This window comes from Streptomyces sp. NPDC058877 (assembly GCF_042742855.1).
Classification (GTDB): domain Bacteria; phylum Actinomycetota; class Actinomycetes; order Streptomycetales; family Streptomycetaceae; genus Streptomyces.
Genome location: NZ_JBHYMF010000210.1, coordinates 1 through 11311 on the forward strand (window position 1 = coordinate 1; position 11311 = coordinate 11311).

Sequence of the window (11311 nt, forward strand, 5' to 3'; positions counted from 1 at the left end):
CGAGTACGAGGAAGCCTTCTGGCGCAGCCAGGAACAGACCCCGCAGTCCGCCTGAACCAATCAAGATCGGACTCTACGAAACTCGGGGCAGCTCATACTCCTATGCGGAGGCCATCGGGGCGTTCCTCGTCACCGGTGTCGTGATCACCCTGGTCGGGCTGACCGGGGTGTTCGGCCGGCTGATGCAGCAGGTACCGACGGCCGTGGTCGCGGCGATGCTCGCAGGCATCCTGTTCTCCTTCGGCACCGGTGTGTTCACCTCGCTCAAGACCGCACCCTGGATCGCCGGCGGGGTCCTGGCCGCCTATCTGCTCGGCAAGCGGTTCCTGCCCCGTTACGCGGTGCTGATCGCGCTGGCAGCGGGGGTGGTGTTCAGCGCGGCCACCTCGCAGCTGGACATCCGTCTGGACCACATCGAGCTGGCCCGCCCAGTACTGACGACGCCGCACTTCTCCGTCTCCTCCCTCATAGGCATCGCGGTGCCGATGATCCTGGCGACCCTGGCCTCGCAGAACGCCCCCGGAATGGCCGTGCTCACCGCGTCCGGCTACCAGCCCGAGGACCGGCTGCTGGTCGGCTCGACGGGGCTGGCGTCCACCGCCCTCGCGCCCTTCGGGTCCCACGCCATCAACCTCGCGGCAATCACCGCGGCCATCTGCACCGGCCCGGAATCGCACCGCGACCCCGAGCGCCGCTATGTCGCCGGTGTCGCCTGCGGCGCCTTCTACCTCCTCATCGGAGCCTTCGGCACGACCCTCGTGGTCTTCTTCGCGGGTCTGCCGAAGGAACTGGTCGCCGCCATCGCCGGTGTCGCCCTGTTCGGCGCACTGGCCGGCGGGCTGACCGGAGCGGTCACGCAGGAGAAGGACCGGGAGGCCGCCCTGATCACCTTCCTGGCCACCGCTTCCGGCATGACCCTGTTCGGCATCGGGTCGGCCTTCTGGGGCCTGGTGTTCGGTGTCACGGCCCATCTCATGCTGACCCGCTGGCGGGGCTGCTCCGCCACCGGCTGATCCCGCGTCGGGCCGGCGGCCACCTGAACGGCCGCCGGTCCGCGCCCTGTCACGATCGGACGTCGCCCTTGAGCAAGCCCTGTGCCCCTTGAACGGGCCACTGGCCCTCATCACCGACCGCCTCTCTCCGCCGCCATCGACGCCCTCGGCCCGGAGTGCGAGATCCGTCACTGCGACGGCACGGACCGCGCCCGGCTGCTGGCCGAAGTGGCCGCCGCCGACGCCCTGCTGGTACGCAGCGCGACCACGGCCGACGCCGAGGACATCGCCGCCGCCCCGCGTCTGAGGATCATCGGCCGGGCCGGAGTCGGTCTCGACCACATCGATGTCACCGCCACCACCGAAGCCGGCGCACGGCATCGAGATGGTCTCCCTGGACACGCTGCTCACCCGCGCCGGCTTCCGCACCACGCATCTGCCGAGGACTCCGGAAACCCTCGGCCTGATCGGCGCCGAAGAGCTCCGGAAGGTCAAGCCGTCGGTGCGTGTCGTCAAATGGGCTTGTTCCGTTTTGACGGACATCGTGGGTGTGGTGGTCAGGCCGCGGGGGTGGCCTCGTAGTCGGCGGCTGTGCGGTAGCCGAGGCTGCTGTGCAGCCGCTGCACGTCGTACCGGCTCTCGATCCACTCGAACAGCGCGGTGCGGGCAGCGGACCGGCCGGGCCAGGGGCGGGCTTCGAGCAGCTCGTTCTTCAAGGTGGCGAAGAACGACTCGGTCAGCGCATTGTCCCAGCACCGCCCGGTGCGTCCGACGGAGGGGCGCATGCTGAACTCCCTTGTAAGGAAGGTGAATTCGCAGCCGGCGCACTGACCGGGTCCAAGCAGTGGGTGCAACACCGGACCGGCCTGACGGCGGGTGCGGTGGGCGGCTCGCAGCGCATTGGCGACCAGCTCGGTGCGCAGGTGGTCGGCGGCGACCGCAGCCGACGCCCTCGCGCTGGAGGACGGCGTGGACGCGCGGGCCCCGCAAGTTCCGCGCGATCGCTCGTGCAGGGCCGAGATCCGGTCCGTCAGCTCGGCATCCCGCACCGCGCAGGGGCTGGGGATGCCGGTGCGGTGAGCGCAGAAGGCGGCTCGGGAGACCTTGCGGTCACCGCGTCGGCACAGCTCGACGATCTCGGCCTTGCACTCCGGCCTGAACGAACAGCGAGGCCGAGGCTTCTTCCCCGTGCTCTCCATGATGGGCATCATCCTTCCGAGGCCGAAGCCCCTGATCTCCGATGTCCGTCGAAGCGGATCAAGCCCGCACCTGGGCGCGGCCGGCCTGCGCTACGCCCGCCCCTGGCCTCCCCGACCGGCGGGATGGGAAGGGGCGCCGCTCTGACCGCGTCCGGGGCGGTGAAGGTGACCCACCCCGGCTGCGCAGGCGCCGCGTCGCCTCCACCACCCCTGTCCGAACACCCGGCCAGCGCCGGCTCTCGGGCAGCGAACGCGGCGCCGCCGGTCCTCGTGCCTTTTCCTCCCCGGTCAGACGTTGCGGCGGTACTGGCCGCCCACTTCGAAGAACGCGTCGGTGACCTGCTGCAGGGAGCAGACCCGGGCGGCGTCCATGAGAACAGCGAAGACGTTGCGTCCTTCCATGGCCGCGCTCTTGAGCTCGGCCAGGGCCGCTTCGGCGGGCTCCCGGTGGGAGGTCTGGTAGGTGTGGACGCGGTCGAGTTGGGACTGCTTCTCCTCCTGGGTGGCGCGCGCCAGTTCGATGACGGGCGGCTCGGCGTCCGCAGCGTGCGGGTTGCGGAAGGTGTTGACGCCGATGAGGGGCAGAGTGCCGTCGTGCTTGCGCTGCTCGTAGAGCATCGACTCGTCCTGGATCCGGCCGCGCTGGTAGCCGGTCTCCATCGCACCGAGGACTCCACCTCGCTCGCTGATCCGCTCGAACTCGGTGAGGACGGCCCGCTCGACGAGGTCGGTGAGTTCGTCGATGACGAAGGAGCCCTGGAGGGGGTTCTCGTTCATCGCGAGGCCCCACTCCCGGTTGATGATGAGCTGGATGGCCAAGGCGCGGCGGACGGACTCCTCCGTGGGGGTGGTGACCGCCTCGTCGTAGGCGTTGGTGTGCAGGCTGTTGCAGTTGTCGTAGATGGCGATCAGGGCCTGCAGCGTGGTGCGGATGTCGTTGAAGTCCATCTCCTGTGCGTGCAGGGACCGTCCGGACGTCTGGACGTGGTACTTCAGCTTCTGGGAACGCTCGTTGGCGCCGTACTTCTCCTTCATGGCGACGGCCCAGATGCGGCGGGCGACACGGCCGAGAACGGAGTACTCCGGGTCCATTCCGTTGGAGAAGAAGAACGAGAGATTGGGTGCGAAGTCATCGATGTGCATGCCGCGGGCGAGGTACGCCTCGACGTAGGTGAATCCGTTGGCCAGGGTGAAGGCGAGCTGGCTGATCGGGTTCGCACCCGCTTCGGCGATGTGATAGCCGGAGATGGACACGGAGTAGAAGTTGCGGACCTGGTTCTCGATGAACCACTCCTGCACGTCCGCCATCATGCGCAGCGAGAACTCGGTGGAGAACAGGCAGGTGTTCTGGCCCTGGTCCTCCTTGAGGATGTCGGCCTGCACGGTGCCGCGGACGTTGGCAAGTGCCTTGGCGCGCAGCTCGGCCGCCTCGTCGGCGTCGGGCTCGCGATCGTTGGCGGTGCGGAATCCGTCCAGCTGCTGGTCGATCGCGGTGTTGAGGAAGAAGGCCAGGATGGTGGGGGCGGGTCCGTTGATCGTCATGGAGACCGACGTGGTCGGCGCGACCAGGTCGAAGCCGTCGAAGAGGGCCTTCATGTCGTCCAGCGTGGCGACCGAGACTCCGGAGGTGCCGACCTTGCCGTAGATGTCGGGGCGCTCGTCGGGGTCGCGGCCGTAGAGGGTGACGGAGTCGAAGGCGGTGGACAGGCGGGTGGCGGGCTGCCCCTCGGAGAGCAGCCGGAAGCGGCGGTTGGTGCGGAAGGGGTCGCCTTCGCCGGCGAACATGCGCGCGGGGTCCTCGCCGTCTCGCTTGAAGGGGAAGACCCCTGCGGTGAAGGGGAAGTGCCCGGGGAGGTTTTCGCCGCGCCAGAACCGCACCAGCTCACCGTGGTCAGCGTAGCGGGGCAGGGCGACTCGGGGGATCTTGTTGCCGGAGAGGGACTCGCGCATCAGCTTGGTGCGGATCTCCCGGTCGCGCACCTTCACCACCAGCTCGTCCTCTGCGTAGGACGCGACGACGGCCGGCCAGCCCTCGATCTGTTCGAGCAGGTCGTGCGGCAGCTGCTTGCGTGCGCCTTGGAGCAGGGACTGCACTCCTGAGTCGTCGGAGCCGACCTCGACGAGCTCCTCCTGGACGGCGGCCAGTCGCTGGAGCCGGCGGGCGGCCTCGGACAGGACGAGGGTCTCGGAGTGATAGGCGCGGACGGTCTCGGTGATCTCGGCGAGGTAGCGCACCCGGTCGGAGGGCACCACCTGCCGGATTCCCGAGGAGTGGCGCCGGTCGACCGTCGGCAGGGTGCCCTCGGACAACTGCAGGCCCTCCTCGGCGAGCAGGACCTTGAGGTGCTGGTAGAGCGCGGTGACGCCGTCGTCGTTGAACGTGGCCGCCGAGGTGCCGTAGACCGGCATCTCCTCGGGGTGCTTCCCGAATGCCTCCCGGTTGCGGATGAGCTGTCGGGCAACGTCCCGCATCGCGTCAAGGGCGCCGCGGCGCTCGAACTTGTTGATCGCGACGACGTCGGCGAAGTCGAGCATGTCGATCTTCTCGAGCTGGGAAGCGGCGCCGAACTCGGGCGTCATCACATAGAGCGAGGTGTCGACGAACGGCACGATGGCCGCATCTCCCTGGCCGATGCCGGGGGTCTCGACGATCACCAGGTCGAACCCGGCTGCCTTGACGACGTCGATGACGTCGGCGAGGTGCTCGGGCACCTCTCGGCTGCCTCGGGTGGCCAGGCTCCGGAAGAGGGTCCGGTCGCCGTCGAGGGAGTTCATGCGGATGCGGTCGCCGAGCAGGGCGCCGCCGCCCCGGCGGCGCGTGGGGTCGACCGCGATGACGGCGACCCGCAGCTTGTCCTGCTGGTCGACGCGGAGTCGCCGGACCAGTTCGTCGGTGAGTGAGGACTTTCCGGATCCACCAGTTCCGGTGATGCCGAGGACGGGGACGGTCCGCGTCGAGGAGGCAGCGCGCAGCTCGCGCAGGAAGGAGTCGGGCAGGGAGCCCAGTTCGGCGCCGGTGATGGCGCGAGCCACGGCGAAGCGGTCGCCGGCCAGTACGGCGGCCACTTCGGCGGGCTTGGTCTCCCACAGGTCGAAGTCACAGTCGGCCACGACCGAGTTGACCATCCCGGCGAGGCCCATCCGCTGCCCGTCCTCCGGAGAGAAGATCGTCACTCCGCTCGCCCTGAGCCGAGCGATCTCCTCGGGGACGATCACTCCCCCACCTCCGCCCACGACCCGGACGTGGTCGGCGCCCCGGGCCCGCAGGGATTCCACCAGGTACTCGAAGTACTCCACGTGCCCGCCCTGGTAGGACGAGACCGCCACGCCGTGCGCGTCCTCTTCGAGCGCCGCATCGACGACTTCACTGACCGACCGGTTGTGACCGAGATGGATCACTTCGACGCCTTGGGACTGGAAGATCCTTCGCATGATGTTGATCGAGGCGTCGTGGCCGTCGAACAGGGCGGATGCCGTGACCAGACGCACGGGGTGCACGGGGCGGTGCAGATCGCTCATGGGAGACCCTCCGGACCAGACAAGAAGCTGCGACTACAAGAGATACTAGGACGTCCTAGTAAACTACGGGAAGTAATCATCGTGTGACCAGTGGCACAGCGAGTCACTGCCGCAGGCCCTGGGGTGCGGCATGCCCTGCTCCACGCCTCGGCACCCCTTGGAACGCGCAGGCACGCCGGCGGCATCACGTCACCGAGGACCGGCCGGAGATCTCGACGGGACCGCCCCCGCCTTCGGGTACGCCTCGGCCTTCGGGTACGCCTCGGCAAGGCGACCAGGCCGGCCGCGCGCTCCGCCGCTCCCCTCCATGGGGCCCGGACCGCGGTTGCGGTGAGGCGGCTACCCGTCGGTCCCGGCGCTGTCGCCTGCGAGCCGGTCCGGACTCCAGCGCCCGGTCGCATGGACACGTCCCACTCGCCTGGGTCGAACAGCAAGCCGCCCGGGCCCGGGCTGTCGCCCCCAGAAGCATGACGTCCGCGCCCAGCGCCGACCACCACTCCTGAAGCAGCTTCGTCGCCTCGGCCAGCGCCTTGACCTGCGCGGTCTGCAGGGCGGTGAACGGGGTGGGCGGCCGGGGCGCTTGCGGTCGACCAAGCCGGCCGGGCCCGGTCGGCTTGACCGGCCACGCCAGCGGCGCACGGTGTCGACGTGCGGCCCCGGCTCACGGGCGATGCATGCTTCGGGCCGCCCGCGGGTGACCCGCAGCACCACCTGGAAACGCGTCCGGAGCCGGCACTCGGTCTTGTGACCGTTGGCCAGTTCCTTCAGTCGCGTGCGTTCGGCGGCGGCTGTCGGACGGGCGGGGTGGGCGGGGATCGCAAGGCGGGGCCTCGGACGAGCCCGGTGGTTCAAACAGCCATGGACGGGGAGCCTGTGGGGCGCATCGCGACGTTCAGGAACGTGCCGCTGGCGGGTGAACACTGCAGCGGGAAAAGCTTGTCGTGGCAGTGCGGCAGTGCGGCTGGTCAGGGCAGCGGGGTGCGGTGCAGATGGACGAGCAGGCGCCAGATCCATCGCGCGATCTGGGCAGGTGTCGCCTCGATGAGGCCATGGAGCCAGTCCGCGAGGACCCCGACGAAGGTCGCGGCCACGGCGGAGGCGAACAGGTCCGGGGCCGGGGCGCCGGCCAAGGCGCGCTCGGTGTGGCTGCGGGCGCGCAGATCCCGGTGGAGTACGTGGCCGAGGGGGCCGCTACCGCCCGGACTCAACAGTTCCCGATAGGGTGCGGCCTGCGAAGCGAGGCCGTCGAAGAAGGTCAGCAGGGCGGGCGGAGGCGTTCCCGGATCGGGTGTGCCGCGCCAGGCATGCAGAGCCTCGACGGCTTCGCGGACGATGTCGGCGCACGCGTCGACGGCCAGTGCCTCCAGGTCGCCGTAGTGGAGGTAGAACGTGGCGCGGCCGACTCCCGCCCGGCGCACCACGGCGGTGACGCTGACCTCCGCCAGCGGACCGTGGGTGCACTCTTCCAGCAGCGCGCGACGCAGTTTGGCCTGGGTCCGTGCCGTACGGGGATCTGTCGGCACGGCGGTCACCGGGCGAGCAGGACGGCGGCGAGCGCCAGAGCCCCGGGCGCGGCCTGGGCGATGAGGATCCGCCGGTTGGTGGTGAGTCCGCCGTACAGTCCGGCGATGAGCACGCAGGCGAGGAAGAAGACCTGGACTCGGAACCCGGTCGGATCCTCCGCGATCAGTCCCCAGATCAGCCCGGCGGCCAGGAAGCCGTTGTAGAGGCCCTGGTTCGCGGCGAGCGGGGCGGTGGCACGGGCCATGACAGCGTCGAAACCGGAGAGCTTGCGGCCAGGCCCCCTCTCCCACAGGAACATCTCCAGAACCAGGAAGTAGGCGTGCAACGCGCCCACCAGTCCCACCAGCACGTTCGCGGTCGTCTCCATCGAGGTCTCCCCATCCTCAGACATCATGGACAGTTGACCAGCATACATGGACACCCGTCCATGATGAGAGGGAACGTCACCGCACCGTTCGTTCCAGCGAGCACCGGCGCGAACAACCGTGCACCGCTCAACACCGCCCCGTCGTCAGGCCCCGGAGGGCTTCCGAAGCTGACCACTGACCGCTGAGCTCTTCGCTTCGCTTGAACAGGGGAGACCCCATCCGATTGATCCGTCCGACCGTACCTTGCGGTTCCTGACCCGGCACCTGACAGTTCGGCGCCAGGTGACCTCGTCGCCGGTGACCTCGTCGCCGGTGACCTCGTCGCCGGTGACCTCGTCGCCGGTGACCTCGTCGCCGGTGACCTCGTCGCCAATTCCTTCATGGGTCTCATCCCCGGCAAACCAGCCAACCCTCCCTTCCACGACGACCCACGGCAGAACCTCGCCAGCCTCCGCGAGATGCTCGCCCTCGGTCCCACCGCCCTGCACGTCGGGCACGGCACCACGCTGGATCCTGACCGGGTACGGCGGTGGGCCGACCGGGAGCACGACCGCCTCGCCCGGCTCGACGTCGCAGGTCGCCTCCCCACGCGCAGCGAGTGAGCCACTACCAAGCAACCGCGAAACCCCCGTTGGGGACCTGAGAGCGTCGGGTCGAAGGGCCCGAAATCGATCGAAGCCCAAAGCCACTGGTCAGCTACGGTGGCACCATGACTGACGGCCTGCCCGAGGACGTAGCCGACGTGCTTGACCTCGTCCTGAACCCGGACGAGCCCGCTCACCTCGCCCTCCGACGGCAGGTGCCCCCACTCAGGGTGCACTCCCGTTGCAAGTGCGGGTGCGGCACTGCCCACTTCGAACTCGACGCCGACGCGGTGGGGCCCGCGGAAACGGGGCCCGGCACCGTCGTGGCCGCCGAGGCACAGTTGCTCACCGAAACCGGCGAGTGCCCCGGCGAGGTCCTGGTCTTCGCACGAGACGGCTACCTCTCATGGCTGGAGGTCTGCTCTTGGAGCGATGACGTCGAGGTGAATCTCGCTGCGGCACGGCGATGGCTGCAGCCATCGCCGTGAACCCGAGCCGGCAGCATCCGGCGGTTTCGGACCCTTATGCCGCCGCCACGAGCCGACCGACATCACGAGTTCAAGTTCAGCGGCTTTGGAGTTGAATCGACTGATGGACGTGTCTTCCCGAGAGATCCGGATTCCCCTCAGCGAGATCGTCGCCGTACTGCAGGACCTGGACGAGTTCGTCGTTTCCCTCGACCGGCTGGGATCCCGCCGGGCATTCGGAACCGCGGACGAGCACACCGTCGGCACGTTCATCACCGACTGGGATGTCGCCCGGCAATTGGCACACGCCCGACACGTCATCAGCGCCGTCAGCCCCTCCACCGACCAGTCCCGCTGAGACGACGTCCGCTTCTGCGGTGGCGGAAGGTGCTGGAAGGGGGTGTCGTGGGCGGGGCACGCCGTCGGGTGGTCCCCGCCCACGGCCGGCACGGCCGGGTCACAAGGTGAACAGGGCTCGGCCGGCGTGCTTGGGGTCGGCGAGGGGGCTGAGGGCGAGGCGGAGCAGGGCGTACGGGTTGTCGTCGCCGGCGATGCGGTTGGCGCTGAGCTCGCCACAAGTGGCGCACTGGTGGATGATCATCCACTCGCCGTCGGTGCGGACGGATATACCCAATGGCTCCATCCGGCCGCGGCAGTCCGCGTTGCGGTCGCCGGGGATCTTCCGGTCGACGTGCAGGCTGGCCAGGCAGTTGGGGCAGTGGTTGCGGTGCGCGGTGCCGGGTGCGTCCAGGGACACGTCGAGCCGGCAGGACACGCACCGGAAGTCGTTCGACCGGTGCCCTCCCCGGGTGTGCAGGACGTCCTTGTGCCGCTGCGGACGACGCCGCCCGCGACCGCTGTGATTGTTGCGCGACATGGCGGTGCTCCTTTCCCGTCGGGCGGTCAGAGGGTTCCGAACGCTTCGAGCGGGAAGGGCGGTTGGGCCAGTGGGCGGACGGCCATGCGCATCAGGATGAGCTGGTTGTCGTCCGCGTGGACCTGGTTCGAGGTGAGTTCGTCGCAGCGCACGCAGCGGTGGATCACCATCCAGTCACCGGTGCGGAGCACGGCGATGGCGATCGGGGACATCCGGCCCTCGCAGTCGCTGGGACCGCCCTCGACGTGGTCGAGGACGTGCCGGGAGTGCAGGCAGGACGGGCAGTGGTTGCGCAGGGCCCTCTCGGCGGCGTACGTGGACACGGTCAGCCCGCACCAGACGCAGGTGAACGTGCCGAGGCTGAAAGTGTTGGTGGTGCTGGTGGTGTGGCTGGACACCCGGGTGCTCCTTGCTGGGAAGTCGGTCATGACAGCAAGAGCAGGCCGAGTGGCCTCGTCAGAAGGCAGCCCGACAACGCCAAGCAACGGCGGACGGGCAGGTCAGAGCACCGGAGAACACGTCCGGCAGTCGCCCGGAGAAGCGGGCGACAGAAGGCAGCGGACGGTTACGCGGTACGGCGAGGCGCACTCGGCGCGGGCCGGGACATCAAACCCCCTTTTCCAGGGCACACGTGCCCAGAACGAATCAGAACGACTTCCGAAAGCTAACAGGACACCTCTCTGGGGCGTCAACGCATTATGTCGGGCGACATGGGAACGTCAGCGCTCGGCGACCTGCGGGGTGTCCGTGCGGGTGAAGGCTTTGGGCGTGGGACCACTGACCTTGAATTCGTGATGCCGGTCAGCCCGCCCATGACCAGGCCGGTGCCGGCCAGGCACCCGCCGAACAACTGCTCTTGGGCCGCTCTCATTTCCTGATCCCGGCCGGGCAGGCGCTGGCCGACCGACGCCGCGCGGGCCTCGAGGCGCCGGTGCAGGAACACGCTTCTCGAAGCGGACGGGACAGGGTTTCGAGAACAGTTCCGCTCAATGGCGTGGGTTCGTCCGTTCCGGCAGACGGCCGGTCACGACGTCGGCGGGTCCGCCGGCTTGGCTCGCTGAGGGTGGACCGTCTCGTGTCGGGCCAGCATCGCCACGCACTCGGCGATCTTCCGGGTGCGCGTCTCGGCCCGCTTGACGGCATTGACCCGGTTGATGAGGGCGAAGCGGTTGGTCTTGGTGAGCACCTCGAACATCGCCTGCGCCGCCGGATCGGCGGCGATCGCGGCTCGCAGGTCGGCCGGCACCTCCGCTTCCGACGCCGGCGCATAGGCGGCCGTCCACCGCCCGTCGGCCTTCGCGGCATCGACCGCGGCGCGGCCGGCGGGCAGCATCAGGCCGGCCGCCTCCAACCGCGCCACGTTGGCGACGTTGCGCTGGGACCAGACGCTGCGGGGCCGGCGCGGGGTGAACCGCCTCCAGGAGCTCCCCTCGTCGCGCTTGCGGGCCTGCCCGTCGATCCAGCCGAAGCACAGTGCCTCGTCGACCGCCTGCTGCCAGGTCAGCGTGGTGACGGAGCCGCCCTTCCTGGTCAGGGCGAGCCACACGCCAGGAGAGGCGGCGTGGTTTTCCAGCAGCCACGCGCGCAGCGCCGCGCCGTCGGCAACGATCAACTCATCCAACTCGGTTCCGTTCACCACCGCAGGTTAGTGCCGCGACCCGGTGTTGCGACCTGTCGGGGTGACTCGTTGAGCCCGCGGCTTCGGTGACGGCATGACTCGCCCTCACCGAAGCCACCGTGGAGAGCGGTTGCCTGCACGCCTCCCCCGGCGGGGTCCTCCC

General features: G+C 69.3%; 11 protein-coding genes and 1 pseudogene. 4 read left to right on the forward strand and 8 right to left on the reverse strand.

Annotated elements, in window-relative coordinates; translation table 11 throughout:
• Positions 1-65 precede the first annotated feature (65 nt).
• Positions 66-1013, forward strand: a complete 948-nt coding sequence (locus tag ACFW2Y_RS30860) for a benzoate/H(+) symporter BenE family transporter (RefSeq protein ID WP_384885707.1) — start codon at positions 66-68, stop codon at positions 1011-1013.
• Positions 1014-1101: 88 nt separating this feature from the next.
• Positions 1102-1533: pseudogene (locus tag ACFW2Y_RS30865) on the forward strand (NAD(P)-dependent oxidoreductase); the annotation flags it as partial.
• A gap of 16 nt (positions 1534-1549) precedes the next feature.
• Here the strand turns inward: ACFW2Y_RS30865 and ACFW2Y_RS30870 are convergent.
• The 5 genes from ACFW2Y_RS30870 to ACFW2Y_RS30890 form a co-directional block, all read right to left on the reverse strand.
• Positions 1550-2191, reverse strand: coding sequence for an integrase core domain-containing protein (locus tag ACFW2Y_RS30870; RefSeq protein ID WP_384885690.1), 642 nt, complete (start codon positions 2189-2191; stop codon positions 1550-1552).
• Between the two features lie 288 nt (positions 2192-2479).
• Positions 2480-5710 carry a fused isobutyryl-CoA mutase/GTPase IcmF gene (icmF, locus tag ACFW2Y_RS30875; RefSeq protein WP_384885692.1) on the reverse strand — a complete coding sequence of 1077 codons (3231 nt, stop codon included), beginning with the start codon at positions 5708-5710 and terminating at the stop codon, positions 2480-2482.
• Between the two features lie 965 nt (positions 5711-6675).
• On the reverse strand, positions 6676-7242 hold the full coding sequence (locus tag ACFW2Y_RS30880) for a TetR/AcrR family transcriptional regulator (protein ID WP_384885694.1): 567 nt from the start codon (positions 7240-7242) through the stop codon (positions 6676-6678).
• Positions 7239-7601, reverse strand: coding sequence for a DUF1304 domain-containing protein (locus ACFW2Y_RS30885; RefSeq protein ID WP_384885709.1), 363 nt, complete (start codon positions 7599-7601; stop codon positions 7239-7241). The genes ACFW2Y_RS30880 and ACFW2Y_RS30885 overlap by 4 nt, the downstream gene beginning before the upstream one ends.
• A gap of 144 nt (positions 7602-7745) precedes the next feature.
• Positions 7746-8099, reverse strand: coding sequence for a hypothetical protein (locus tag ACFW2Y_RS30890; RefSeq protein WP_384885696.1), 354 nt, complete (start codon positions 8097-8099; stop codon positions 7746-7748).
• Positions 8100-8311: 212 nt separating this feature from the next.
• On the opposite strand from ACFW2Y_RS30890, the gene ACFW2Y_RS30895 reads away from it, so the two are divergent.
• Both ACFW2Y_RS30895 and ACFW2Y_RS30900 read left to right on the forward strand, forming a co-directional pair.
• Positions 8312-8674: a hypothetical protein gene (locus ACFW2Y_RS30895; RefSeq protein ID WP_384885698.1), complete on the forward strand. Its 363-nt coding sequence runs from the start codon at positions 8312-8314 to the stop codon at positions 8672-8674.
• A 103-nt stretch (positions 8675-8777) separates the two neighbouring features.
• A complete protein-coding gene (locus tag ACFW2Y_RS30900; RefSeq protein WP_384885700.1) occupies positions 8778-9011 on the forward strand; it encodes a hypothetical protein in 234 nt (77 codons plus the stop codon).
• Positions 9012-9110: 99 nt separating this feature from the next.
• Here the strand turns inward: ACFW2Y_RS30900 and ACFW2Y_RS30905 are convergent, their stop codons facing one another.
• The 3 genes from ACFW2Y_RS30905 to ACFW2Y_RS30915 form a co-directional block, all read right to left on the reverse strand.
• Positions 9111-9530, reverse strand: coding sequence for an RNHCP domain-containing protein (locus tag ACFW2Y_RS30905; RefSeq protein WP_384885701.1), 420 nt, complete (start codon positions 9528-9530; stop codon positions 9111-9113).
• A gap of 26 nt (positions 9531-9556) precedes the next feature.
• Positions 9557-9928, reverse strand: a complete 372-nt coding sequence (locus tag ACFW2Y_RS30910) for an RNHCP domain-containing protein (RefSeq protein ID WP_384885703.1) — start codon at positions 9926-9928, stop codon at positions 9557-9559.
• 626 nt (positions 9929-10554) lie between these two features.
• A complete protein-coding gene (locus tag ACFW2Y_RS30915; RefSeq protein ID WP_384885705.1) occupies positions 10555-11169 on the reverse strand; it encodes a YdeI family protein in 615 nt (204 codons plus the stop codon).
• Positions 11170-11311 lie beyond the last annotated feature (142 nt).